This is a genomic window from Thiomicrospira sp. WB1, assembly GCF_001507535.1.
In the GTDB taxonomy this organism is placed as follows: Bacteria; Pseudomonadota; Gammaproteobacteria; order Thiomicrospirales; family Thiomicrospiraceae; genus Hydrogenovibrio.
In genome coordinates, this window is the sequence record NZ_LQBN01000001.1 from 91,606 (window position 1) to 116,795 (window position 25,190).

The window sequence follows — 25,190 nt, forward strand, 5'->3', positions numbered from 1 at the left end:
CACTGCTGTGTTGCGTTTCTTGGCAAGGACTCTGCCATTACCTGCGAAACGCGTCTTGCATTGATGGCTCAAGCACGCCCTCGGTGTTGACAACATGATTTCGGTCAGCCCCCTGAGGGCATTTTTCACCAGGCCTGGTCAATTTGAGGGTATCAGTCGCTCGGGTTCCCAGTTTTCCACGGCCCAGTCCCACAGTCCCACCAGTGTTTGAAGCCGAGGCGGCGGGTGCTGCAAAAAACGCAACGCCGCGGTCAGTGTGTCTCGCGCCTGATGCACGTCAATCGCCGGGGCGCGGCTCTTTTTGCTTAATTTGATCCCTTCGTGATTAACGGCCAGGCGATGGTGTGCATAGTGCGGTGGGGTGTGGCCCAACGCCAGCATGAGCGTGCGCTGGGCGAAGCTACTGGTTAATAAATCTTCGCCCCGCACCACTTCCGTGACGCCCATGGCCAGATCGTCCACGGCACAGGCCAGATGGTAGCCAAAGATGCCATCGGCGCGCTTGACCACAAAATCACCCAATTCGTCGGTCACTTTCAGGGTTTGAAGGCCTTGAAACCCATCTTCAAAGTGCAAAATGGATTGATCCGGTTGAAAACGCCAGGCGGCGTCTGCCGGGGTGAGCGTGGCCGGATCAGGCCGGCGTCCGTTGGGTCGGCAATGAGCATCGTAGACATGGGCGCCATCGGCCTGGCGCGCTTTGATCTGTTTACGGCTGCAGGTGCACACATACAGGCGTCCGGCCCGGTTTAACTGAGACAAGGCCGCCTGATAAGCCGACGAACGCTGGGATTGATAGATCACTGGGCCATCCCATTCAAAGCCGTAGCCCTGCAACTGCGTGAGAATGGCCTCACAGGCGCCATCGACGACGCGCGGGCCATCGAGGTCATCCAGGCGAACCCGCCATTGGCCCTGTTGATGCCGGGCACTTAGATAACTGGCGGTGGCGGCGATCAGTGAGCCGAAATGCAAAGGGCCGCTGGGGGTGGGCGCAAAGCGCCCCACGCACTGTTGCGGCGCGTCGGTCAAGGTCAGGGTGCGGGCAATGGCTTCCATGGCGCTATCTTAGCGAGTCCCGGGTAAGAGATCAAAGTCCGCTGCGACGCGCCGAACCGGATGACGTAAACCAGTCGGTTGGCCGTTCAACGTTTGTTCCTGTCCTCGCCTGTGGCACAATAAGAGGCATGGGACGAAGGAGGTTGGCATGGGTGCGGACATGGCAGAGACACAATCCTGGTGGGCCGCTCTGGCTCTGACCCCCTGGTGGGTTTGGGGCTTGCTGGCGGTGGCGCTATGGCTGAGCGTGCGCGGGCTTAAGACCCGGGTGGTGGCGCTTTGGCAGTTGCCGATCTGGCCACTGCTGCTGATGGCGGTGGCGGCCGATCAGCTGGTGACGTCGGTCCCGGCGGACATGACCGGGTCGATCGGGCTGCTGATCGCGATGGCGCTGGCGTGGCTGCTGGGCTCGGCGGCGGGTATGTTGCTGGTGGCCCGTCTGTCGCTGCATCTGGACCCGGCCCATCACTTGATCGAAATCCCCGGCAGCGCGTTTCGTCTGGGGGTGACATTGTTGTTGCTGGGATTCAAATGGCTCTGGCTCTGGCAAGCGTCGCTGGCACCGTTGAGTCTGCTGCAGCCGGGGATGATCTGGGCCAGTGTGTTTTTTAATGTGACGCTGATGGGACTGGTGTTCGGCTGGGGCATGACGTTTTATTTGCGCCTGCGTCATGTACAAAAATACGGGCCGGATGATGACGACAGCGTTTGAAACCGAGTTGCCGCTGTTAACCGACTTTTCTCAGACGCTGGCGGATGCCAGTTATCAGCCAGTGCCAGACGATGCCTGGGTGTTTGTCGCCGACATTGTGAACTCGACCCAAGCGATTGAAGCGGGGCGGTTTCGCGACATCAATACCCTGGGAGGCGGCACCATCGCTGCGGTGCTGAACGCGGTCCGTCCTCACCGTGTGCCCTATGTGTTTGGTGGGGACGGCGCCACGTTTTGTGTGGCCGCTGATCAGGTCGCGGCGGTCAGCGACGCCTTGCGGGGCTGTCAGGACATGGCGCGTGAAGGCTTTGATCTGGTGCTGCGGGTCGGTTGCATTTCGGTGGCGGCGCTCTCCAAGCCGGTTCGCGCGACCCGTTTTCAGAAAGCGCCCCATTTGATTCAGTATTTTTTCATCGGCAATGGCTTGAGCGAAGCCGAGGCGCGCATTAAACGTGATCCGGCCTGTGCTTTGCCGCCGGGGAGGGCTGAGGCCGATTTCAGTGGGTTTGAATGTCGCTGGAACGAAATTCCGTCCAAAAAACAACGAACCCTGAGTTTGTTGGTCCAGGCCATGGGCGCGACTCGGGCCGAGCGTCTGGCCACCTATTCGGCTTTGCACACCAAAATAGAGCATTGGCTGGGCGATGAGACGGGTCGCCATCCACTCAACCTGTCAGGCTTGTCGCTCAGTGCCAACCCTGACAAACTTCGAGGGGAAGCCACCTTGAAAACCGGGTTCAGTTTGTCTTCTTGGCGTCGTCGCCTGAGTCAATGGCACCGGATGGCGGTGCTCTGGTTGCAGAACCGTGTTGGCAATGTCTGGATGCGGCGGGGAATGCAGGCGCTGGGTGCGGAGTGGGGGCGTTACAAAGCGGACTTAATCACCCACACGGATTTTTTCAAACTCGATGATATCTACCGCACAGTGGTGTCGGCGGATGATGAGGATTGGGAAGCGTTGCATCGGTGGCTGCAGTCGCAGCAGGCGCAAGGAACTTTGTGCTTTGGGGTGCATGTGACGGATGCGGCCATGGTGACCTGCCTGGTGGAAAAAACCGGGGTCGAGCACCTGCATTTTGTGGACAGCATCGATGGCGGCTATGCTGTGGCGGCTCGCCAACTCAAACAACAACTTCAACGGGATCAAAAAGACACCTAATATGACTGTTTCCACCTCGACCGACCATTCGGCCACCATCTGGGTTGACGCCGACGCCTGTCCGGCACCCATGAAACAAATTCTGTTCAAGGCGGCCAAGCGCACGCAGATTCCGGTGTGTTTGCTGGCCAATCATCCTTTATCGGTGCCGGGGAGCGCTTACATTGATTTTATTCAGGTGCCCCAGGGGATCGATGCGGCCGATCATGTGATCGTGCAGAAAGTCCGTGCTTCGGATCTGGTGATTACCGCAGACATTCCACTGGCCTCGGAAGTGATTGCCAAAGGCGCGCTGGCGCTCAACCCCCGCGGGCAGCTTTACACCGAAGACAACATCGCCCAGCGTCTGCGGGTGCGCAATGAACTGGAGCAGTTACGCGCCAGCGGCATTCAGACCGGTGGCCCGCCGCCGCTCAGCCAGAAAGACAAACAGGCGTTTGCCCGCGTGCTGGAGCAGTTTCTGCTGAAAGCTCTGCGAGAACAGGGCGTTCCGGTCAGACAATCTATTCGGCACTAGTAAGTGCCCAGCTCCAAAACCTGCTCGCCGAAGGACTCGACGTTTTCGCCATCAAAGTGAATCGCTTTGAGGGTGACGTAATAGCACCGGAGCAGGGCGGCATATACGCCCCGGCTTTATCGCGTTTGGGGTTACGATGGGGTTCGAGGATGAAACTGCCTTTGGGCATGTGAAAACTGTGACCGTCCACGCGCGGCAGTTTGATCAGGTGCTGGTCCGGGGTGATGGCAAAGGCCATGCGGCCATGACCGCCATGATTCATCGGTTCGTAATCCCGATCACTGTATTCGGCAATGATCAGATTCACGGCATCGGCAGATTGCGAATTCGGATTTCAGGCGTGGCAGGCATGATGCCACCGAATCGTTGGCATTGTTGGCCTTCCGGGACCGTTTTGCCGTCCCAACCGTAATCACTGATACTGGCTTCCCACTGAACCGGTTCGGAGGGCTCGGCGCCGAGAGCCAGTCCGGGAAGGGCCAGAAGACCCGTGAACAGGACCAGGACTCGGAGCAAAGCAGGAAAGGGTTGGGCCAAGTGGGTCATGCGAATTCCTTTTGATTCATGACTGGGATTCTAAAACCGTGGCGGTCTGCCGGTCAATTGGCGATGGAATGAAAGCCGGGCAGCATCCACAAATGGCTGTACCAGCGAAACTGGCCGTTGCCGATCGGTTGGGTGCAGGCATAACGATTGCGCGGAGGCGCCAGAGGCCGGTCGTAACTCAGGGTGACGGTGCGGGCATCGTGCCACGCCAGCGACAGGGGGTCGCCCTGTTGATTGAAGCATTGCAGGCGCGCCTGTTCTTCTTCGCTCATGGGCCGGGAAAAGGTCAGCGTCAATTGAGGCGGGTTGTGCTGGACCCGTGTATCGGACGGCGAAATGGACTGCACCGGCAAAGGGCGGGTATGGGTGATCAGGGCAAAGCGCTCCATGCCGCCAAACTCGGTGTTGACGGGAAAACGCAGCAGAGCACCGCGATCGCTCCGGGCATCAATGGCCCCGGAATGCTGGCTGACACCGACATACCCCATTTTTTGGATGGTTTGTTTGACCGCCTGGCTGTATTCGCCGTAGGGATAGGCCAATAATTTGGGCACAGGGTTTGGCAGATGTTGTTGCAATAGGGTCTGGGCGGTGGTGATGTCCTGGCGTATGCGTTTTAACCAGGCCTGGTCAGATTCATTGGGTGTTTGCACCATGGTGTCGTGGGTGTGGCCGTGATTGGCGATTTCAAAACCGGCTTGTTGCATTTCCACCAGTTGGGCCCAGGTCATGTGGGACTGATAGCCCTGTTCGATCGGTTGAGTGTTGGCAAAGACGGTCATGGGCCACCCGCGTGCTTGCAGTGCCGGGAAGGCGGTGGTGTAAACACTGCGATAAGCGTCATCCGCGGTGATCACCAGGGTTTTTTCCGGCAGGGAGGTGCCCTGCTCAAAGGCCTCAAGCACGTCGCCCAGGGTCATCAGTTCAAACCCTTCTTGCGCCAGATAGTCGAGCTGGCGTTCAAACTGTTGTGGGCGGATACTGGTGCTGGCCGGTGTGTCGTCAGAAAAATGATGATACACCAATACCACCGCCGGGTGGGTGTCAGCCGGCGACGGGCTTTCGGCTTTGGGGGCGGACATGGCGAATGAGGTAGCGTGCACGCATCCCAACAGCAGGGCCAGTCCCAACTGAGCCCAACGACGGGCATCGGCCAGCGGTCGGCTGGTTCGCCAAATTTTGGGTGCATTAAACGATGGGCGAATACATTGCATAACCGATTCCCCGTGTTGAGCATGACAGTCTGATAGCATATTTGTATCATAAATCACCGATAAACGTCGCCTTTAGCGACCTTTTTTCAGTAGAGGAGACCCTATGCAAGGGGACGATACCATGACACACCACCCTGCAGGCGAGGTCAAAGCGCTCAATGCCCATGCTTGCTGAGCCTCTTGAACCGATCGATTGTCTCGGCAAGGTGGCCTGGCAACGTTTCTGGCGCTTTCATGGTTCGACCAGCGACTCGAGGCCGTTAAAGTTGATCTGGGCCCAGCACTTGCAGGCCCCCGGCAACGGGTCGGGGATTGTGAGCGCTGAGTGTCGGCTGGCGGTGGAAGAAGGCCATTGTCATGCCCGGACGACCCCCTCGGCCCTGCAGGCCCAGGCATCGCAGGGGGTGAGGCGTCTGCTCGGGGTCGATCAGCCGGTGGAAGCGGCCTGGGCAAAGTTGGCAGAGCAGGGGTGTCTGACCCATGTGCCCGATCCCGATTTGGAAGCGCTGCGTCTGTGGCCGGTACTGACGCCATTTGAAGCGGGGGTGCGTGCCATCTTGAGCCAGCAGATCAGTATCAAAGCCGCCCGGGCGATTCGAGCGCGTTTGCTGGCGGCGATGCCGCAACGTGATGGCTACCAGGTGCTGCACCCGCAGACGCTGCGTCAGATGCCGGAATCGGCTTACCGGGCCTGTGGGCTGTCGGCGACAAAAGCCCGTGCTATGCAGGCACTGGCCGAGAGTGATTTGCTACCGTGCGACTGGTTGCCTGACGCATTGAATGCGGCCGAAGCGCAGTCATTGACGGAAAATTTAATTCGGTTACCGGGCATTGGGCCCTGGACGGCGCAATACGCACTGGTCAGAGGCTTTGGCTATGCCGATGCGGATCTGTCCGGTGATCAGGGCGTGCGTGTGGGACTGCAACGATGGCAGTCTTTGCAATCCCAGAAACCGGCTGAGTTGCCGAGCATTGCCTCGGCGCGTCAATGGCTGGCGGCGATGCAACCTTATCGAACCCAGGCCGCGGCGTTTTTATGGTGGCTGGCAGCGGAGGCCCAGCAATGACAATGCTTTCCATTTCTGAAGCGGTGGCGCAGCTTCGTGCGTCCAAGGTGGTTGCCTGTCCCACGGAGTCGGTCTATGGTCTGGGCTGTGACCCGTTTGACCGCAACGCCTTTGATCGCTTGCTGGCGCTGAAACAACGTCCGCTGGAAAAAGGGGTGATTCTGATTGCCGCCAATGCTGATCAGGTCGAAGGCTTGACCTGCCTTTTTGACCAGGCCTGGTCAAAAACGGTGTTGCAAAGCTGGGAACGCCGGTTGGAACCGGGTGAAAGTGCCACCACCTGGATTTTACCGGCCCGAGACAGCGTGCCGGATTGGGTGACGGGTGGGCGTGATACACTGGCGGTTCGGGTCAGCCAGCACCCGGTGGTCAAAGCGCTGTGTGAGGCGTATGGTGGCGCATTGGTTTCCACCAGTGCCAATCTTAGCGGTCAGCCCCCGATTCGTGAGCGGTCCGAGCTGACACAGACGTTTCCAGAGGTGGATGTGGTTGAAGGGGCGTTGGGTCAGTCCGAGCAACCGTCGCAGATCTTGTGCGCCCAGACCGGAAAACAATTGCGCTGATCGGGCTCCGTCCTCAGGGGGTCGGGGCTGGCTTGGCTTTTTGGTAGAGTGGCATGACCCGTTTGGCGTATTTTTTCAGGTCATTGATCCGGGTTTCATGGGCCGGATGGGTGCTGAGAAATTCCGGCGGAGCATCTTTGGACAACTTGAGCATTTTTTCCCAGACCCGGACCGCGCCATAAGGGTCAAAACCGCTCCGTGCGGCCAGCTCCACGCCCATGCGATCGGCCTCAGTCTCATGAGTGCGGCTGTTGGGCAAAATAAACGTGGTCTGCACCACCATGTTGGAGGCATCCAGTGCCGCGCCTCTGACGCCTCCCAAAATCTGCAATGCGGCCAGACCGACCTGGCCGAGCATGGCTTGTGACGCGCGTTCCCGACCGTGCTCGCGCAAGGCATGCGCCATTTCGTGGCCCATGATGGCGGCGATTTCGTCTTCCGTGAGTTCAAGCGTGTCAATGATGCCGCTGTAAAAGGCAATTTTGCCCCCGGGCATGCACCAGGCATTGAGCTGATCGGAATCGATGTAGTTGACTTCCCAGTTCCATTCGGGCGCGTCCTCCCGAAAAATGCGGGTATGAGGAATCAGTCGATCGGCAATGGCACGCAATTGCTTGACCCGTTTGGGGTCGGTGTTGAGCTGGCCTTCCTTTTCCGCCTTTTTGAGCACATCGCTGTAGGCCTGTTTGGCGCCTTCGGTCATTTCGTTTTGCGACACCAGCAGCATCTGCTCTCGCTCAATGCCCACCGCACCCTTTTGGGTGGTGGAGGAGCAACCGCTCAGCATCAGGGCGGTCAGCAGGGCCGCGAGCCACACTCGAATTGAAAAAGGCTGTTGCATCAGAATTCCCGCAGAGTCGTTAAGATTTCCCTTATTTTAAGGCAGAACTAGGGCGTTTTCTATTAAAATGAACGCCCATTAAGATCGTTGAAAGCGGTTGCGTTTTTCACCCGAAAATTTTATAAGTTTTCGCCAAAATCGCGCAGGAACTTGTTTTCACAAGGAAATTTCTGAAGAAGTGTCGTATCAACGATTACGACCGATTGAAGAAACGAAGAACTCGACGCCCGAAGGGGTAAGTCGAGCAATATTTCTTGTGGAATCAAGGGGCAAGCGAGATGGCGCATCATTTGTGAATTTTTCGGGTTCAGAGAGCTTTAACACAGGAAATGATTATGTCTGACACCCTCCCCATCGCTGACGTCAAAGCCTATCTGCTCGGTTTGCAGGATGACATCTGTGCGCAATTGACCGAAGAAGACGGCACCGAATTCATTGTGGATGAGTGGGAAAAACCGGCCAACAGCAAAGGCCTGACCGGCGGCGGGCGCAGCCGGGTGTTGGAAGAGGGGCCGGTGATCGAAAAAGGCGGCGTCAATTTTTCGCACGTCAAGGGCGAAGCCCTGCCGGCTTCGGCCACGGCGCACCGCCCGGAACTGGCCGGTCGCTCGTTTCAGGCACTTGGGGTGTCGCTGGTGATTCATCCGCGTAACCCTTACGTGCCCACCAGTCATGCCAATGTGCGGTTGTTTGTGGCTGAAAAAGAGGGCGAAGAACCCGTGTGGTGGTTTGGCGGCGGGTTTGACCTGACACCATATTATCCGTTTGATCAGGATGTGATGCATTGGCACTTGCAGGCCAAAGAAGCCTGTGACCCGTTTGGCGAAGCGGTGTACCCCAAATACAAGCAATGGTGTGACGAATATTTTTATCTGAAACACCGCGATGAAACCCGCGGTGTGGGGGGGCTGTTCTATGACGATTTGAACCAGGCCCCTTTTGATTGGGATTTTGAAACCTGTTTTGCGTTCATGCAGTCGGTGGGCAACCATTACATCAAAGCCTATCGTCCCATTGTCGGCCGGCGCAAGGATGTGGATTACGGTCAGCGTCAGCGTGATTTTCAGCTGTATCGTCGCGGGCGTTACGCCGAATTCAACCTGGCCTTTGACCGGGGCACGATTTTCGGACTGCAAAGCGGGGGGCGCACCGAGTCGATTCTGATGTCGATGCCACCGATGGCGACCTGGCGTTATGATTATCAACCTGAGCCCGATACGGAAGAGGCGCAGGTGTATGACTATCTGGTGCCACGTGACTGGTTGGCCGAGCTGGCATGAACGAGGTTCGGCTGGACAAATGGCTGTGGGCCGCGCGTTTTTTTAAAACCCGAAGCCTGGCTCAGGCGGCGGTCAAAGGCGGAAAGGTCGTGCTCAACGGCCAACGTAAACCCAAACCCAGCAAAACCGTCGCACAGGGCGATGAACTGATCATCACTCAGGCTCATCGCAAAGTGACGGTGAGCGTTCAGGCATTGAGCGACAAACGCGGCAATGCCGAGATGGCCCAGACGCTTTACTCTCTCAAAGATGAACAGCTCAACCAGAAAGCTCCGCCACCGGGCATGGCACTGGCCGGCCACCGTGAAAAAGGCAAAGGCCGCCCCACCAAAAAAGAGCGTCGGGAGCTGGAACGTTTCAAAGCATAGTTATCCTGGCGTTAAGGCCATAGCAATTCTCTTTTCTGTTTTAAAAACCGCCTTTGTGGATTGATTCTTGGGTGAATCAATTAAGGTCTCTTGTGGCACACGTCTAGGCTTTTCTGTATTTGGAAAACTGTGTTGAAACCTTCTGTGTTTTACGCATCTCCGGCTGGAAATGGCATAATATGATCACATTCATCGAAGGAGGTTCGGTGTGTCATCGACCACATTAATTTACGACGCCACACAAAAAAACGTGTTCGACACCGACATTTTGCCCAAGTTGACCGCGTTTCTGGGTGAATCCTTTGCGCTGACGCCACTTGCCTACGAGGGGCAGTCGCTCGCAGACTGGTCCCCTGAGGGAGAAGTCTGGTTGTGGCTCGGCGATGACGCATTATATGAATTGTTGCCCTGGGCGGCTAAGGAAGGCTGGACCGTTGGATTTTTACCGCACCCGGAGATGGCTCGGTCCTTGCGCGCCTTTCGTATTCCAGAACAATTGACGTCAGCCCTTGAAGCTTTGACCGAGGCCGAAACGGCTCAGTCGGCGGATCTGCTTTATTGCAACGAGCAGTTGGTACTGGGATCGGTGATGATGGGCCACCCCAGCTTGATGAAACCGGCCTCTCTGGTGGACGAAAGCGTTTGGTGCAAATTCAAGAACCTGTGGCTGATGACGGCCAATATCAGCAAGAACTGTTTGTTGCCTTTTGAGTGTCAAACGGCCAAGGAAACCGATATTCATACCGCGGCGCTGGGGGTGACGTTGGTGTATCGGCCCGGCAACAGCGAATTCACCAAGCGGGTGGTGGGCGAGACTGAAAAAGACGAGCCCATGTTGCATGCGGTGATTCTGGCCCCGACCAGCATTGTGCAGGTGCTGCATTTTCTGTTTACCAAGGTTCTGCCACGCGATGTGAGAGCCCGAAAGACGCTGCCCGACTATGTGGGCTATGTCAAAACGGAACACATTGACATTCATGGTGGGGATGCCCTTCAATTCAGTGTGGATGGCGAAACCTTGCAGGCTGATAAAGTGTCGGTGCGAGTGGAAGCCGATGTGCTGGCGGTACGAAACGCCAGACTTCCGGAAAAAGACACCAGCAAGGAGCTCAAAGAAACCGTCAAAATCCAGCGGCTGCCAAAAGGGCAGGCGGTGAAAGAACTGATCAATCGACGGTTGCCCTGGATTCATCACGCCGATCAGGAAGAGTTGCGCGAAACCTTCGTCACCCTGAAAGAGAACGCCCAGACCAGTGAATCCTATCTGGTGCTGATGATTCTGGCGGCACTGTTGTCGACGGTGGGGTTGTTTGCCAACTCCGCTCCGGTGATTATTGGTGCGATGATCCTGGCCCCGCTGATGTCGCCGATCATTTCGTTTTCCATGGGGGTGCTGCGCCAAAGCAGTGAATTGATTGTGGCCAGTGGCAAAACGCTGATGGCTGGGGTGGGCGTGAGTCTGCTCTTTGGTACCTTGTTGACGTTAATGATTCCATTACAGATCATTAACAGCGAAATCGGCGCGCGTTTGAGTCCCAACCTGCTGGACCTGGGGGTGGCAATTCTCTCGGGCATTGCCGGTGCCTATGCCAGTGCCCGGCATGAAGTGGCGAAAAGTCTGGCTGGTGTCGCGATCGCGGTGGCGTTGGTGCCGCCTTTGTCGGTGGCAGCGATCGGCATTGGCTGGTGGGACTGGCAGGTGTTCTGGGGGGCGTTTCTGTTGTTTTTGACCAACTTGGTCGGGATCATTCTGGCCGCTTCGGCGACGTTTTTGTTTTTGGGTTTCAGCGCATTTCACGTGGCGAAAAAAGGCTTGATTCTCTCTTTGGCGGTGGCGGCGGTGATCAGTATTCCATTGGTGTTTGCCTTCGGGTCCCTGGTTCAGGAGCAGAAGGTGGTGTACACCCTGGAGGGTGCCCGGCTCGAGGGCGTTGAACTGCGGGATGTGCGTATTCGCAGCAATAATCCTCTGGTGATTTCCTCGCGCCTGTTGTCGGATCAGGCCATGACTGTGCAGGATGTGGATGCGGTCAAGGCCGCGATTGAGCAGCGCTTGCATCAACCAGTCCAGCTGGAGGCGACCACCGCAGTGATCCGCTAAGAGTTTTAATAATGATAGCGGCAGGCGATGATGGTGATTTGACGGTCATCGACCGCATAGACCAGACGGTGGCTGGCGTCGATGCGTCTGGACCAGAAACCGCTTAAGCTCTCCTTGAGAGGTTCGGGTTTGCCAATGCCTTCAAATGGTGTGCGCAGGGTGGCACGAATGAGTTTGTTGATGCGTTTTAACGTTTTCCTGTCCTGACTTTGCCAATATTCATAATCACGCCAGGCACGCTCTGTCCAGGACAGTATCTCAATCGACATCGATCAAGCCTTTTTGTTCCGTCTTGCCTGAGCGGTATTGTTCAATCGATGTTTTCAGGTGTGCGGCATTCCCGGGCGAACTTAATAAGTGAACCGTTTCCATCAAGCTGTCAAAGTACTCTTGCGACATCACGATGGCATTGTCGGCATCACGGCGGGTAATCAGGGTGTAGTCGGCATTGTCAACCACGCCGTCCAATACGGCTTTCAAGCTGTTTCTTGCGTCGGTGTAACTGACCACTTGCATTTTGCATCTCCAATGTAAAAGTAACCATTAACCATCATTTTAATACATGTACATTTAGCTGTCCATGTTGGCCTGTTTTGACCCTTTCCAGACAATAAAAAACCCGCTTGCGCGGGTTTGAAAGCTGTCAAAAGCACCAGGCCTGGTGCTTTTTGATTGGCTTTATTGTTGTGCCATGGCGGCGCGTTTGCGCTCGACCAGGTTGTGAATGATGGGGGACATCATCAGGTCCATGGCCTGAATCATGTGCTGACCACCACAAACCAATGTTTCATCATTCTGCAGGAAAGCGCCTGGGATTTCGTTTTTGACGGCTTCCAGGTCAATGTCCTGATGGCGAACATGACAAATGATCAGGGAATCTTCCGGTTTTGGACCCTCAGGTGCGTCCTCGGAGATGGTGGAGAACGGATCGGAGGTATCGATCAGCGGCACACGGTGGAAGTTGATGTGCGTGCGGTGGAACTGAGGCACAATGGTTTCGATGTAGTCGGGCATGCGCTCCAGGATCACATCACGTACCTGTTCAACCGAATAAGGACGCTCGGAGGTATCACGGTAGATTTTCTGCATCCATTCAATGTTGATGGACGGCGCGACCCCAATGCCCAAATCGACATACTGAGCCACATCGTGCATGCCTTCTTCCGGGCCGTGGTCCTTGCGTTTCACCATGCCGTGCAAGCCTTCATAAAACAGCACGTCGGTGCCTTCCGGGATCGGTTCCCAGGGTGTGAACTCACCAGGGTTCAGGTCGGTGCCCAGACGTGCGTTGTGCTCTTTGGCTTCGTCTTCACTGTGAATGTAGTAACGACGTTTGCCCGTGGCGGTTTCTTTGTATTCCTTAAACAGCGCTTCCAGTTCATTGAACAGGTTGGCATGCTCGGAAAAGTGGGTCAGAACCGGTCCACCGTTTTCTTTGGATTCGGCCACGCGCTTTTTCATTTCCATGCGCGGGTACTTGTGATAGCTGTCGCCTTCCACAATCGCGACTTTCAGCTGTTCACGCTCAAAGATTTTTTCAACCGCGCGTTTGACGAACGATGTGCCGGCACCGGATGAACCGGTGACGGTGACAATTGGATGTTCTACTGACATAGACTGTCTCCTTCTCATTATCACAAGCATCAGTGAAGATACTTGGGGGTGTTGTCACCCTGCTTTAGTTTTAAAAATTCGGTTTAAAATCGGGTCATTCGGGCCGGATCACCTTATGTTTTGACCAGGCCTGGTGAAAATGGCGTCTATTTAATCGGATTTTTGTTCAGATCGCAATTTTCATTTTTATGACAAAGACTTATCGGGCTTGTTTACACATCAATGTTTTCGGCCTGCAACGCATTGCTTTCGATGAAGTCACGACGCGGTTCCACTTCATCGCCCATGAGGGTGGTAAAGATCTGGTCGGCTTTGACCGCATCCTTGATCGAGACTTGCAGCAGGCGCCGGGTTTCGGCATTCATGGTGGTTTCCCAAAGCTGTGCGGGGTTCATTTCCCCCAGACCTTTGTAGCGCTGAATGTTCTGACCGCGTTTGGCTTCTTCCATCAGCCAGTCCATGGCGTCTTTGAAGCTGTCAACGCGCTGGGTTTTTTCGCCACGTTCGACCCAGGCCTTTTCACCTAAGAGGTCTTTGAGCTGAGCGGCCAACTGACTGATCTGCTCGAATTCCGGGCTGGCAAAAAAGTCTTCGTCGTACACCTGTGAACTCATGGTGCCGTGTTCGCGGTATTGCAGGCGGATCTGGTGTTGTAGTTCGCCTTCCAAAGCGGGTTCGACCTGCAATTGATAAGACACTTTCTGGCGTTCGCCAATGGCTTTCAGACGCGGCAGAGCTTCATTGATCCAGGCCTGACAACGATCGTAATCATTGAGATCGCGCGCATAAAACGGCGACAGGTCGGTCATCAGGGTCAGGAACGTCGGGCTGAAACGACGCGACAGACGATCGATGATGCGCTGGGTCTGCAGGTATTTTTTCGCCAGGCCTTCGAGCGCCATTTCCCGAATTGCCGGGGTGTCCGGACCGGGGTAAAGCGCGGCCTTGTTCAATGCGGTCTGCAGCAGGTAGTTTTCCAGCTCAGCGTCGTCTTTGAGATAGGCTTCCTGCTTGCCTTTTTTGACTTTGTACAAAGGCGGCTGGGCGATGTACACATAGCCACGTTCGATCAGTTCGGGCATTTGACGATAGAAAAACGTCAACAGCAGGGTGCGGATGTGCGAGCCATCCACGTCGGCATCGGTCATGATGATGATGCGGTGATAGCGCAGTTTGTCGGGGTTGTATTCTTCCACCCCGATGCCGCAGCCCAGCGCGGTGATCAAGGTGCCGACTTCGACCGAGGCCAGCATTTTGTCAAAGCGTGCCTTTTCCACGTTCAGGATCTTACCTTTCAGGGGCAAAATCGCCTGCGTTTTGCGGTCTCGACCCTGTTTGGCGGAACCGCCGGCGGAGTCACCCTCCACCAGATAGAGTTCAGACAGGGCCGGGTCTTTTTCCTGGCAATCGGCCAGTTTGCCGGGCAGCCCGGCAATGTCGAGCGCGCCCTTGCGTCGGGTCATTTCCCGGGCTTTGCGTGCGGCTTCCCGTGCACGCGCCGCATCGACGATTTTGGCAAAGACCGCCTGGGCGTCTTTGGGGTTTTCCAGCAAAAATTCGGAGAGCTTTTCGTTCATGGCCGTCTCGACGGCGGTTTTGACCTCGGACGACACCAGTTTGTCTTTGGTTTGGGAGGAGAATTTGGGGTCGGGTACTTTGACCGAGATCACGGCTGCCAGGCCTTCCCGGGCGTCGTCACCGGAGACGGTCATTTTGTATTTTTTATTAAGCCCTTCCTTGTCAGCATACTGGTTGAGGGTCCGCGTCAGGGAGGCGCGGAAACCGGACATATGGGTGCCGCCGTCGCGCTGGGGAATGTTGTTGGTGTAACAGAAAATCGATTCCTGATAGGCTTCCGACCACTGCATCGCCACTTCCACGGTGATGTCATCGCGTTCGGCGGAAAAATAAAAAATCTGTTCGTTGATCGGCGTTTTGTTGGTATTGATGTACTCAACAAACGCCTGGATGCCGCCATCAAATTTGAAGGTTTCATGGCGGTCATCGCGCTTATCCACCAGCTCAATGTGCACGCCGGAGTTAAGGAAGGACAGTTCGCGCAAGCGCTTGAGCAAATAGTCGTAGCTGAATTCGGTCTGATTGGTAAAGGTTTCCTTGCTCGGCAGAAAGCGGATTTCGGTGCCGGTCTCGGTTGTGTCGGCCACGGCTTCGAGCGGGGCGTCGGGTTCACCGTGACGGTAGGTTTGCTTCCAGATCTTGCCCTGACGTTTGATGGTCAGATGCAGCTCTTCGGACAGGGCATTGACCACGGACACGCCGACCCCGTGCAGGCCGCCGGAGACTTTGTAGGAGTTATCATCAAACTTACCCCCCGCATGGAGCACGGTCATGATGACCTCGGCCGCCGAGACGCCTTCTTCTTCGTGCAGGTCCACCGGAATCCCACGGCCGTTATCACTGATTGAGACAGAGCCATCGGTGTGGATGGTGACCACGACTTTGTCACAGTGTCCGGCCAGGGCTTCATCGATGCCGTTGTCCACCACCTCGAACACCATGTGGTGCAGACCGGTGCCGTCATCCGTGTCGCCGATGTACATGCCGGGACGTTTTCGAACCGCGTCCAGGCCTTTGAGCACCTTGATGGAGGACGAGCCGTATTCTTCGTTCAGGGCGTTTTCGGAATCCGGAAGCTGTGAATCTGTCATGGGCGTCTCTGTGTTAGTGAACAAGTCAGGCTAAGACGGGTGCGTCAGGTTTTAGGGTCTCAGACCGATCTGGGCGACCGGCTGCCACCGATGGGCCTCACGCAACCACCTTCCAATCGCGCGATTTTACCATAAACCGGGTGAATTTGTAGGGAGATTCGCATACGTGAAAGTGGTTTGAAGCGCGGTTAAGAGGCCTTTTGGGCTGGCAAGCAGGGCTTTTGGTCGGCCTGCTCAAACTGTCGGCGCATGGCTTCGCGGCGTTTGTGTGCCTGAACGTATTCGGCCGGTTGCGGCGGAATCAGATAAAGAAAATCACCCTGTTTGAAGTCATCGACTGTTGCTTGGGCCAGCCAGTCGGTTGTCCGCTCGGGCTCAAGGCGCACCGGGCTGATCACGGCGATGGACAGGGAGGGCGCACGGTGTTTCAGCGCCGCCACTGTACCCAGATGTTGGTCGCTGTGGAACGCCCCGTTCAGATGCAGGATCTGAGCCTCCGGGTGGGCGCGCTTGGCGTTGAGGATGCTTTCAGCCATGGTGTTGTCACGCAATAGTTGGGCCTGGTAGCTGCGTTGCTGGCGTTCGTTCAGGGGCGTTTTGTCGGCCTTCCCGTGGCGTTGCGCCTGCATAAAGTCGATGAACTTCTGTTGGTAGGCCGGCGGATTGTAAAAGGCATCGGTCGCCACCCAGTGGCGTTGATTGTCAGGGAGGCGTGCCAGATAATCGGGGCCATGGCGGCTGACGCATCGAACAATGTCCCCGGGCGCATTGGCGGCGATGACGGGTAAAAAATGCCGTTTGGCAAACTCCATCAGTGGGCGGTAGCTTCCGGCATAGTTGGGCCAGGCATCGGCCTGGTCAATGAAGGTTTTTTCACCGATCTGACTTTCCAGATAGCGTTCGACGGGTGTCTGATCGTCACGCTCGAACTGCTCCATGCTTAGAACCTGGTTGGGATTCTGTGCAAACAGGGCCGTTTGCAGCTTCGCCTGCAGCAGGTGAGAGGCATGGTTGCCATGAAATTCGCCCACAAAAATGACATCGGCTTGAGCCAGTTTTCGGACCAGTTCGGGTAACTGAATGATCGTGTGGGTTTGGCTGTCGATCAGCCGATAATCATAGGCATGGGTAAGCGACGCCACGCCGGGCTGCGGTTTGTTGGTAATGGACGCGCAGCCGACAAGGGTTGTCAGTGAAAGCAGCAGCGCGCTGGCTTTAATTTTCATCCGGGAAGTCGGAACCGGTTGGGTTGGCTTCTCGGTAGGCAGGCGGGCGTTGATCCACCACCTCTTTGGGGATGAATTTGAATTTCTGCCCGCTGACGGCGACTTCATACATCAAGCCCCCTTTGGCGATGATAAAGGTGGCCATGCCTTTGTAATAGCCCCCTTTGTTGATGGCATTGTTGGAGCCACCACTGGCACTGGCATTGGGGCCGCGGGTAGTGGCTTCGGCCGAAGCCGAAGCGGTGATCACGGTGGCACTGGCCTGGGCCCCAAATTCAAACGTACCCTGAGTGAAACGCTCGTAATCATCCTTGTCTTCAAAGAAGATGACCTGACTGTAGGCCTGTCCCCCCAGCTGAAAGCCGAGAGAGGTCTGCGCCACCGTAACGTCACCGGTGTATTTGTGATCTTTGTAAACGCGGCCCTCGCCGTAAGCGCCGCCAACAAACACCACCCCGGCTTTGCCAATGGTGGGAAAGACCGCATAGCCATAGGCGGTTTCAAAATAAGGTTTGGCGGCTTTGGCATCGAGAAACATCTTAATGGTGTCGCGATACTCATCCGCTTGCGCCATGGGCGTGGCCAGCGGTGACAGAAGCACCAGAGCCAGTAACCATTTTTGAACCAACGAGCCTTTCCAGAAAGTCATGCAGTGTCCTTTATTCGCATTGAAACCTGATAAACATCATTCTACCGCAAAACGGGAATGAATCGTAAATCGTCAGGTGTCTGACATTTCAGGACAAGGCTGGCATGGAATGGTCTGTCTGCACTTAATACCCGAGGGTTTTCATGCAGCGTTCATAACTGGGGGGCACCGATTTTTGGGTCGTGCCTGCTTCTGGCTTGACTCGGTTGTTATTTTCCCATTTTTGCATCGACAGGCGCTGGCAGTGTTGGTGGTCTTGTTGAAAATCGGCCTCTGTCTGTCCGGGCTTGGGTTGAAAGCCCTGAGTACTGCAGGCGGTCAGTGTCAAAGCGACCAGGCCTGGTAAAAAAAAGGAAGAAGTGTGTGTTTTCATCTGTGACTCCTAAGTGTTAATGGTCATGAGGTGAGAGAGTGGACAGGCTGCCCTGTGCGATGATGGGCGTCACCGCATAGGCAATGTCGGCGTGCGAAACCGCATGTTTTAGGTGTTGCAACAAGGCAGACCAATCCGATTCGGTGGTTTCGACGTTCACCAGAATTTGCGGCTGATGGCCAGCCACCTGATCGCGTATGCTTTTTAAGTTCTGGTGAGCGTGAAAGCTTTTGACGGCCTGCACCTGAAACGCCACGGGCGGTGCGTAGGTCAGCAAGGCGTCCACCAATGGGTGTTCCAGTGTCTGATCGGCCCGTAATGTCAGTCTAACTGGGGGCGTTTCTTGAGGCATGATGTTTTAGATCCTTTGTTGGGTTGAAATCAAGCGGTACCCGCTGACTGGGATCGTCCCAGCGACCAGGCGCCAAAACGGCGATAGATGATGGGAAGAATCAACAGCGTCAACAGAGTGGACGTAAACAAGCCGCCAATCACCACAATGGCCAAGGGGCGTTGAATTTCTGAACCGGCGCCGCTGGCAAAGACCAGCGGTACCAGCCCCAGTGCCGCAATGGAGGCCGTCATTAAGACCGGTCTCAGACGACGCATGGCACCTTGAATCACGACGTCGCTCATCGACAGGCCCTGGTGCATCAATTGATTGAAATACGACACCATGACGACCCCGTTTAAGACGGCGATGCCCAGCAGGGCAATGAAACCGACCGAGGCAGGCACCGATAGATGTTCGCCAGTGAGCCATAAGGCCCAGATGCCGCCGATCAATGCAAACGGAATGTTGACCAGAACCATGATGGCCTGGCTGATCGAACGGAAGGTGCTGAACAGAATGATAAAGATCAGCACCAGCGCGATGGGCACCACAATGCTCAATTTCTTTGCGGCTCGTTGTTGGTTTTCGAACTGTCCGCCCCATTCAAAGTAATAACCGGTGGGGATCGACAGGGTCTTGGCCGCGGCTTTGGCATCGTCCACAAAGCCGACTAGGTCCCGTCCCTGAACGTTCGCAATCACGGTGGCGTAGCGTTTGCCCTGTTCGCGGTTGATCGCCACCGGTCCGGTGGTTTCCTGTGCCTGCACCAGTTGAGAGAGGTACACGGTGTCGCCACCGGTCACCGTCATCGGCTGTTGCAACATCTGCAGAATGGAGGCTTTGGCTTGTTCGCTGCCGCGCAGCAAGATGGGAATGCGACGGATGCCTTCATAGATGGTGCCCACTGGCAAGCCATCGATCTGGCTGCGGAGCAGGTCTTCGACCTCGGTGACGCTCAAACCGAGTTTCGCCGCCTGTTCGGCGTTGACGCGCAACTGCAGATAACGTGACCCCGTGTTTTTAGGCGTGTAGACGTCCACCGCGCCCGGTAACGTTTCCACTTTGCTCACCAATTGATTGGCCAGGGTATTGAGGCGATCCGGGTCTTCCCCAAAAAGTTTGATCGCAATGTCGCCGCGGGCGCCGGTCAACATTTCATCCACCCGCATTTGAATGGGCTGGGTAAACGCAAAATTCATCCCCGGAAAGTCGGTTTCCATCACATCGCGTATCGCCTGAATCAAAGCGTTTTTTGAATCCATGCGCCATTGTGATTGGGGTTTGAGCACCATGAAAGTGTCGGTGTCATTAAGGCTCATCGGGTCCAGTCCCAGTTCATCCGAGCCCACACGCGCCACCAAACGTTTGATTTCGGGCACGCGTTCGAGCAGGCGTTCCTGAATGCGCAAATCCATGCGCACCGTTTGGTCAAGATTGATCGCCGGGTCTTTTTCAATCTGCAGGATGATGTTGCCTTCGTCCATGGTGGGCATAAACGTTTTGCCGACCTGGGTATAGACGCCCACGGCGGTGGCAAAGCCGAACAAGGCAGCGGCAATGATCATTCGATCGTGGTTGAGGCTCCAGCGCAGCAAAGGCTCGTAAGCGCCATGCAGTTTGCGCACCAGCCAGGGTTCCTGGTGTGATGGTTTGCCCAGGATAAAAGAAGCCAACGTCGGAATCACGGTCAGGGACAGCAGCAGCGAGCTACCCAGGGCAAAAATGATGGTAATGGCCACCGGAATGAACAGCTTGCCTTCCAGCCCTTCCAGTGTGAGGAGAGGCAAAAACACGGTCATAATAATCAGGATGCCCGAAATCACTGGCACGGAGACTTCCTGCAGGGCGCGATAAATCAAGTGCAGGCGTGGCAGATTGGCACGGTCTTTTTCCTGAGTGGTGACAATGTTTTCCACCACCACCACTGCGGCATCGACCAACATCCCCACGGCAATGGCCAACCCTCCCAACGACATCAGGTTGGCCGACATGCCATACGCGTTCATCAGAATGAAGGTCATCAACGCGGCCAGCGGCAGAATCAGGGCGACCGTGACGGCGGCTCGAATATTACCCAGAAACAGCAATAAGACCAGCACCACCAGTACAATGGCTTCAACCAAGGCTTTGGAAACGGTATTGATCGCTTTTTCCACCAGGTCAGCCCGGTTGTAGAAGGTGCTCAAGCTGATGCCTTGGGGCAGTGCCGGCTGTAATTCATCGAGCTTGGCTTCGACGCCGCTGACCACTTTTTTGGCGTTGGCCCCGCGCAATGCAATCACCAACCCTTGCACGGCCTCGGATTGGCCGTTCTGGGTGACCGCGCCATTGCGATACAGGGCATCCATGCGCACATCCGCGACGTCCTTGACCCGTATCGGCACCTGTTTTTGCACCGTGACCACGGTTTGTTCAATGTCCCGGATGGAGGTGAGGTTACCTTGTGTTCTGACCAGAAGGGCATCCTCACCCTGTTGCAACCGCCCGGCGCCGTCATTTCGGTTGTTGTTTTCCAGGGCGTCTTGGAGTTGTTTCAAGCCCAGTCCATGCGCCTGGAGACGAGCCGGATCGGGTTGGACTTGAAATACTTTCACCTTGCCCCCCAGTGCGTTGACATCGGCCACGCCGTCCACCGAGCGCAAGGCGGGACGGATCACCCAGTCCAGCAGGCTGCGTTTCTCCATTCGGGTTAAGGTGTCCCCTTCAATGGTGAACATGAACACATCACTCAGCGGGGTCGATAAAGGGGCCATGCCCCCATAGACCCCAACAGGCAGGTCCATGCTGCTCAGGCGTTCGGAGACTTGTTGACGAGCCCAGTAAACGTCAGTGCCCTCGGCAAAATCCAGGGTGATGTCCGCGATGGCGTATTTGCCCATGGAGCGCAAACTGGTTTGCTTGGGCAAGCCCAGCAGTTCCTGCTCCAATGGGGCGATCACCCGTTGTTCCACTTCGCTGGGCGTCATGCCCGGCGCTTTGTAAATCAGCTTGACTTGTACGGGGGACACATCGGGAAAGGCGTCAATCGGGGTTTTTTGGAACGCCATCCAGCCACCGGATACCAGAGCGAAAATCAACAGCAATACCAGAGTACGCTGGGTCAGAAAAAACGCAATCAGGCGGCTCATTCCTGACCTCCTTGTTCGGTGCTGGATTCCGCCACGGTCTGTAAGAGGGACTTCACAGTGGAGGTGCCGCCGCTGATCAGCGTGAAGGTACGGGTGACAACTGAGGGGTCAGCCAGTGTAAAGATGACCTGGTCCCCTTCATAACTCAGCACCTCAACCCGTATCGGTTGTAACCGATCCTGATCCAGCTGATAGATGACCGTCTGATGGTCAAACTGACTCAGGGCACGGGAGGGGGCACGATAAACCGGTGCGGGTGTGTTGAAGGGGGCTTGCCAGAGAAGATGCGCCTGAACCATTTCGCCGGCCATCAGCTGATTGTCGGCATTGGGATGACGCACGTGTACAGTCACCGTCTGAGTGAGCGGGTCCAGTTCGCTGGCAATGTAATTTACCAGGCCTGGTTGATTTGTGCCTTCAATCTCGACCGGTTGGTTCAAGCTCAGCGCCTGCGCCTTCGTTTTGGGCAGTGACAGTTCCAGGGCGAGGGTCTGCGCCTGGCGGATTCGAGAGATGGCCGCTTGAGCGGGCAGACGTTGCCCGGAATGAATGTGCAGCGTCTCCAGCAGGCCATCGACCGGGGCGCGGAGGTTCATTTTACTGTCCTCAATGCGTTGGGTCTGGCGCAGCTGTTGAAGCGCCGCCTCGGTCATGCCAGCCAGTTTCAAGGTCTGGCTGAGCTGTTGCCGCTGCTGACGATTTTTGTTCAGCGCCGCGCGTGCCTCCTGGTATTGTTTGTCGGAAACCGCGCCGGTTTTGCTCAGACGTCGGGCGCGCTCATAGGCGGCATTCAACGGCTCCGCGTCAGCAAGCAGATTGACATATTGCTTCTGCAGGTCCAGCCATTGTGCGCTTTCCAGTGTCACAATGGGGTCCCCTGCTTTGACGGGGCCGTGCAGCTGATGCACTTGCACAACCCGTCCTGCCAAAGGCGTCGCCACTTGCCATTGATGCGTGCTCGGGGTCATCAAATGTCCATAATAGCCCAGGGATCGATACGTTTTGATCGGGGAAACGGTCTGAGTCTGCAGACCCAATGTCTGGCGCTTGTCCGCCTGAATGGACACACCTGGCAGTTGGGCCCAGGCATTGGAGGCCATCAGGGCGGTCAGCATCAGACCGGCAGAGCGCAGTGTACGGCGCCAGAGCGAGGGTGACGAATGGGGCAGGTGGTCTGTGTGGATTCCGGCAGAAATCATGATAAAGGTACTCCCAGTATTTGGTTCAGATGAGCAATGGCCTGGCCAACGTTGAGTTCAGCCAGTCGCGCTTGCAACTGGTCTTGAAAATACGTTTCGCGTAGACGCAGAAGGTCTTGAATGCTGGTCTGGCCAGCCTGGTAAGCGCTCATAGCCAGCGTCATGGCTTGCTTGGACAGTTCGCTTTTTTCCTTCGCCTGGGCTTGTAAAGCGCGTGCCGTCTGCAAGTCGGTTTGGGCCTGGGCCAGTTGTTCGGTCAGGGTTTGCTGCATCCGGTTCAGGGCAATGTTTCGCTCGGTCAGAGTTTGGTTGACCTGAGCCAGTTGTTGCGTACGATTGGCCTGAACCCCAAACGGAATCGAGATCTGGGCCAGTAATAAGGTGTTGCCATTTTGGTCGCGGTTGCGTTCGTGCTTGCTGCCGATCATCACACTGGGGTTGCCCCGCTGATTGGCTTCAACCACGCCTTTTTCGGCCAGTGCGGTGTCGGACTGGTGCTTCAGGTATTGCATGGCCGGGTGTTGCGTGTTCACTTGCCAGGGACTGTCGGCAAGGGGTTCTGTCAAGGAAGGTGGCAGCTGGGTCAGACCGGTCCAGTACTGATAGGTTGTGAGCGCTTTGTCATGTTGCGCCTGCGTCTGCGCCAGTCGTTTTTTTTGCTCGAGCCAAGCGGTCCGCGCAAGCAGGAAGTCAATTTTGGGCGCATCGCCGGATTGGTAGCGTTGGGACAGGGTGTCCAGCAGTGACTGTGCCTGCTTGACGGTTTTTTTCTGGAATTTAAGCTGCGTCTTGGCTTTTTTCAGGGACCAGACCAGTTTCCGCACGCGTTTTTCAGCTTGCCATTGCAGATAGGGGCGCAGTGCTTGCGCTTGCGCTTTGGTGCTTTGTGCCAAAGCCTGTTGAGCCTGGCGTTGTTGGGGTAAGGCCAGGCCGGTTTCAACGCCGGCTTCCCAGGTACGCAAATCCTGATCCCCTGTCCACTGATCGTTTTCGTGGGTCACATGCATGATGATGTCCCCGGCACGCCAGCTCTCTGCGGCGTCAACCTGCCCCTGAGCCAAGGCTCGCAGACTGGCCTGCCCCTCGGTCTGGGGAAGTTTGTTCATCACCTGAGTTGCCAGATGGCTGAGTGTGGGAGGCGTCTGGGCATTTGCCTGCATCCCGAACCAGGGCAGTCCGGTCAGGCAGGTCGCTAACGCATAAGCAGAAAAGCGATGAAGTGAGGCCATGGGGCATTCCTTTATCTCGATTGACTGTCAAGCAGTTTAGCAGCGCAACCTGAACGCAACCTGAAAATCGGACGGCTAACGTCCCAGCATTCGTTTCAGCGTGTTGTCCAGGTCAAACCAGTGATGTTTCAAGGCCGCCAGTGCGTGCAATGCGATCAGAAACAGGGCGAGGTTGCTTGCGATTTCATGCACTTCTTCGAACAGATCCGTCAAAAACGGGCGTGACTCGTCATAAGGTAGAGACCAGCCGTAAAGCGTTGTCGGGCTCTCGCCCCAAAAAAGGGTAAGGAGGCCGGTCAGAGGGATCAGCACCAGTAGCGCGATCAATGCTTTTTGGACCCAGTCTTTCAGCGTCTCTTGCCAGAGGGGTGGATGGCCCAGGGCCGCCGGTTGGGTTTGTAAGGCAAACGTGCCGATTCGAAGACTTCCCAAAAACAGGACGCTCAAACCGATCAGGTAGTGTGTCTGCGTCAAAAAATCCGCCAGCAAGTCCCAGTCTTCCATCCACCAGCCAAGCAGCAGCGCCAGCAAAAAAAGGAGGGCCGTGATCCAGTGTAGATAAATGCTGATCAGGCCATATCGGTCGTTTGAATTGAACAGGTTGAACGGTTTCATAAAAAATACGCTTCAATGATTCGGTTCAATTCTGCCTCAAGTTCATGGCGCTGAAGGCCATAATAATGCTGGTATAGAGAGGGGGCCAGCTGCAGGAACTGGTCGGTCAGGATTGGGTCGAAATGGTGGCCGCGTTCTGCTCGCAAAATCGAGAGGGCTTTGTCCAGCGGCATGGGGTCTTTGTAGGGGCGTTTGGATGTGAGGGCATCGAAGACATCGGCCAGCGCGAAAACACGAGCATTGATCGGAATGTGGTCTCCGGCCAGGCCATTGGGGTAGCCACTGCCATCCATTTTTTCATGATGGCAAATTCATCGGCGGTTAAACGGCCGGGTTTGAGCAATACTGTGTCGGAAATCGCGATCTTGCCAATGTCATGAACGAACGCGCCTTTCAGTAGGGCGCGACGCTGGCTTAAAGGCAGTTCATGCGCTTCAGCCAGAGCAATGGCGTAGAGGGTGACGCGAAAATTATGCGCATCGGTGTCGGAATCCCGTTTGGAAATGGCCGACCCCAGAAGCGTCATCATTTCCAGGTTGCCTTTGAGGATGGTGCGTTTCTGCTGGTTGACCACTTGTAACAGTTTGACCAGCAGCGGGTAGAGAACCAGCGCGGTCAACAAAATACCGATGATCACCGCAATCACGGCTTCCAACAGGTACTCACGTTGACGTTTGAGCAGTTGGGGCGGGTAGGTGTACATCATTTCCAGGTACCCGATGATGCG

General features: G+C 56.0%; 26 protein-coding genes and 1 pseudogene. 8 read left to right on the forward strand and 19 right to left on the reverse strand.

Annotation, left to right across the window (positions count from 1 at the left end; all coding sequences use genetic code 11):
* Window positions 1–138: 138 nt before the first annotated feature.
* Window positions 139–1,059, reverse strand: a complete 921-nt coding sequence (gluQRS, locus tag AVO41_RS00415) for a tRNA glutamyl-Q(34) synthetase GluQRS (protein WP_068580958.1) — start codon at window positions 1,057–1,059, stop codon at window positions 139–141.
* A 148-nt stretch (window positions 1,060–1,207) separates the two neighbouring features.
* Here gluQRS and AVO41_RS10675 point away from each other — a divergent pair, with 148 nt between their 5' ends.
* The 3 genes from AVO41_RS10675 to AVO41_RS00430 are packed head-to-tail and all read left to right on the forward strand — an operon-like array spanning window position 1,208 to window position 3,447.
* On the forward strand, window positions 1,208–1,771 hold the full coding sequence (locus AVO41_RS10675) for a hypothetical protein (RefSeq protein WP_068580961.1): 564 nt from the start codon (window positions 1,208–1,210) through the stop codon (window positions 1,769–1,771).
* Window positions 1,755–2,930, forward strand: a complete 1,176-nt coding sequence (locus AVO41_RS00425) for a DUF3095 family protein (protein WP_082676510.1) — start codon at window positions 1,755–1,757, stop codon at window positions 2,928–2,930. Before AVO41_RS10675 ends, AVO41_RS00425 begins: the two co-directional genes overlap by 17 nt.
* 1 nt (window position 2,931) lies before the next feature.
* Window positions 2,932–3,447, forward strand: a complete 516-nt coding sequence (locus AVO41_RS00430) for a YaiI/YqxD family protein (protein ID WP_068580964.1) — start codon at window positions 2,932–2,934, stop codon at window positions 3,445–3,447.
* Here the strand turns inward: AVO41_RS00430 and AVO41_RS10815 are convergent.
* From AVO41_RS10815 to AVO41_RS00445, 3 genes are read right to left on the reverse strand one after another with little or no spacing between them, the layout of a single operon-like run.
* On the reverse strand, window positions 3,434–3,754 hold the full coding sequence (locus tag AVO41_RS10815) for a hypothetical protein (protein WP_068580967.1): 321 nt from the start codon (window positions 3,752–3,754) through the stop codon (window positions 3,434–3,436). The genes AVO41_RS00430 and AVO41_RS10815 overlap by 14 nt on opposite strands.
* Window positions 3,751–3,993, reverse strand: coding sequence for a hypothetical protein (locus tag AVO41_RS10820; RefSeq protein WP_068580970.1), 243 nt, complete (start codon window positions 3,991–3,993; stop codon window positions 3,751–3,753). The genes AVO41_RS10815 and AVO41_RS10820 overlap by 4 nt, the downstream gene beginning before the upstream one ends.
* Before the next feature lie 53 nt (window positions 3,994–4,046).
* Window positions 4,047–5,207, reverse strand: coding sequence for a polysaccharide deacetylase family protein (locus tag AVO41_RS00445; RefSeq protein ID WP_068580975.1), 1,161 nt, complete (start codon window positions 5,205–5,207; stop codon window positions 4,047–4,049).
* 158 nt (window positions 5,208–5,365) lie between these two features.
* Between AVO41_RS00445 and AVO41_RS00450 the strand changes: the two genes are divergently transcribed.
* Window positions 5,366–6,274 carry a DNA-3-methyladenine glycosylase gene (locus tag AVO41_RS00450; protein ID WP_068580978.1) on the forward strand — a complete coding sequence of 303 codons (909 nt, stop codon included), beginning with the start codon at window positions 5,366–5,368 and terminating at the stop codon, window positions 6,272–6,274.
* Window positions 6,271–6,837, forward strand: a complete 567-nt coding sequence (locus AVO41_RS00455) for a Sua5/YciO/YrdC/YwlC family protein (protein WP_068580981.1) — start codon at window positions 6,271–6,273, stop codon at window positions 6,835–6,837. Before AVO41_RS00450 ends, AVO41_RS00455 begins: the two co-directional genes overlap by 4 nt.
* Window positions 6,838–6,850: 13 nt before the next feature.
* Here the strand turns inward: AVO41_RS00455 and AVO41_RS00460 are convergent, their stop codons facing one another.
* Window positions 6,851–7,678, reverse strand: a complete 828-nt coding sequence (locus tag AVO41_RS00460) for a M48 family metallopeptidase (protein ID WP_068580983.1) — start codon at window positions 7,676–7,678, stop codon at window positions 6,851–6,853.
* A gap of 335 nt (window positions 7,679–8,013) precedes the next feature.
* On the opposite strand from AVO41_RS00460, the gene hemF reads away from it, so the two are divergent.
* The 3 genes from hemF (at window position 8,014) to AVO41_RS00475 (ending at window position 11,427) form a co-directional block, all read left to right on the forward strand.
* Window positions 8,014–8,958: an oxygen-dependent coproporphyrinogen oxidase gene (hemF, locus tag AVO41_RS00465; RefSeq protein WP_068580987.1), complete on the forward strand. Its 945-nt coding sequence runs from the start codon at window positions 8,014–8,016 to the stop codon at window positions 8,956–8,958.
* Window positions 8,955–9,326: an RNA-binding S4 domain-containing protein gene (locus tag AVO41_RS00470; RefSeq protein ID WP_068580990.1), complete on the forward strand. Its 372-nt coding sequence runs from the start codon at window positions 8,955–8,957 to the stop codon at window positions 9,324–9,326. Before hemF ends, AVO41_RS00470 begins: the two co-directional genes overlap by 4 nt.
* 208 nt (window positions 9,327–9,534) lie before the next feature.
* Window positions 9,535–11,427: a TIGR00341 family protein gene (locus AVO41_RS00475; protein WP_068580995.1), complete on the forward strand. Its 1,893-nt coding sequence runs from the start codon at window positions 9,535–9,537 to the stop codon at window positions 11,425–11,427.
* 5 nt (window positions 11,428–11,432) lie between these two features.
* Here AVO41_RS00475 and AVO41_RS00480 read toward each other — a convergent pair whose 3' ends face one another.
* From AVO41_RS00480 to AVO41_RS10935, 14 genes and pseudogenes are all read right to left on the reverse strand, one after another.
* Window positions 11,433–11,696, reverse strand: coding sequence for a Txe/YoeB family addiction module toxin (locus AVO41_RS00480; protein ID WP_068580998.1), 264 nt, complete (start codon window positions 11,694–11,696; stop codon window positions 11,433–11,435).
* Window positions 11,686–11,943 (reverse strand): type II toxin-antitoxin system Phd/YefM family antitoxin, encoded by a 258-nt coding sequence (locus AVO41_RS00485; RefSeq protein ID WP_068581000.1) that lies wholly within the window; start codon window positions 11,941–11,943, stop codon window positions 11,686–11,688. The genes AVO41_RS00480 and AVO41_RS00485 overlap by 11 nt, the downstream gene beginning before the upstream one ends.
* A gap of 162 nt (window positions 11,944–12,105) precedes the next feature.
* Window positions 12,106–13,041 carry a phosphoribulokinase gene (locus AVO41_RS00490; RefSeq protein ID WP_068581003.1) on the reverse strand — a complete coding sequence of 312 codons (936 nt, stop codon included), beginning with the start codon at window positions 13,039–13,041 and terminating at the stop codon, window positions 12,106–12,108.
* A gap of 212 nt (window positions 13,042–13,253) precedes the next feature.
* A complete protein-coding gene (gyrB, locus tag AVO41_RS00495; protein ID WP_153003439.1) occupies window positions 13,254–15,710 on the reverse strand; it encodes a DNA topoisomerase (ATP-hydrolyzing) subunit B in 2,457 nt (818 codons plus the stop codon).
* A 188-nt stretch (window positions 15,711–15,898) separates the two neighbouring features.
* Window positions 15,899–16,936, reverse strand: coding sequence for a ChaN family lipoprotein (locus tag AVO41_RS00500; protein ID WP_082676372.1), 1,038 nt, complete (start codon window positions 16,934–16,936; stop codon window positions 15,899–15,901).
* Window positions 16,926–17,585, reverse strand: a complete 660-nt coding sequence (locus AVO41_RS00505; protein WP_068581006.1) for a YSC84-related protein — start codon at window positions 17,583–17,585, stop codon at window positions 16,926–16,928. The genes AVO41_RS00500 and AVO41_RS00505 overlap by 11 nt, the downstream gene beginning before the upstream one ends.
* A gap of 124 nt (window positions 17,586–17,709) precedes the next feature.
* Window positions 17,710–17,958 (reverse strand): hypothetical protein, encoded by a 249-nt coding sequence (locus tag AVO41_RS00510; RefSeq protein ID WP_068581009.1) that lies wholly within the window; start codon window positions 17,956–17,958, stop codon window positions 17,710–17,712.
* A gap of 16 nt (window positions 17,959–17,974) precedes the next feature.
* Window positions 17,975–18,310 carry a DUF3240 family protein gene (locus AVO41_RS00515; RefSeq protein ID WP_068581012.1) on the reverse strand — a complete coding sequence of 112 codons (336 nt, stop codon included), beginning with the start codon at window positions 18,308–18,310 and terminating at the stop codon, window positions 17,975–17,977.
* A 29-nt stretch (window positions 18,311–18,339) separates the two neighbouring features.
* Complete coding sequence (locus AVO41_RS00520; RefSeq protein ID WP_068581016.1) at window positions 18,340–21,420, reverse strand: efflux RND transporter permease subunit; 3,081 nt, start codon at window positions 21,418–21,420, stop codon at window positions 18,340–18,342.
* Window positions 21,417–22,619 (reverse strand): efflux RND transporter periplasmic adaptor subunit, encoded by a 1,203-nt coding sequence (locus AVO41_RS00525; protein ID WP_068581018.1) that lies wholly within the window; start codon window positions 22,617–22,619, stop codon window positions 21,417–21,419. Before AVO41_RS00525 ends, AVO41_RS00520 begins: the two co-directional genes overlap by 4 nt.
* The gene (locus tag AVO41_RS00530; protein WP_068581022.1) at window positions 22,616–23,848 is read right to left on the reverse strand and encodes a TolC family protein; all 1,233 of its coding nucleotides are present in this window, start codon (window positions 23,846–23,848) and stop codon (window positions 22,616–22,618) included. The genes AVO41_RS00525 and AVO41_RS00530 overlap by 4 nt, the downstream gene beginning before the upstream one ends.
* Before the next feature lie 75 nt (window positions 23,849–23,923).
* Window positions 23,924–24,463, reverse strand: a complete 540-nt coding sequence (locus AVO41_RS00535) for a cytochrome b (RefSeq protein ID WP_068581024.1) — start codon at window positions 24,461–24,463, stop codon at window positions 23,924–23,926.
* Window positions 24,460–24,756 carry an HD domain-containing phosphohydrolase gene (locus tag AVO41_RS10930; RefSeq protein ID WP_082676374.1) on the reverse strand — a complete coding sequence of 99 codons (297 nt, stop codon included), beginning with the start codon at window positions 24,754–24,756 and terminating at the stop codon, window positions 24,460–24,462. Before AVO41_RS10930 ends, AVO41_RS00535 begins: the two co-directional genes overlap by 4 nt.
* A 44-nt stretch (window positions 24,757–24,800) precedes the next feature.
* A pseudogene (locus AVO41_RS10935) lies at window positions 24,801–25,169 on the reverse strand (hypothetical protein); the annotation flags it as partial.
* Window positions 25,170–25,190: the final 21 nt, after the last annotated feature.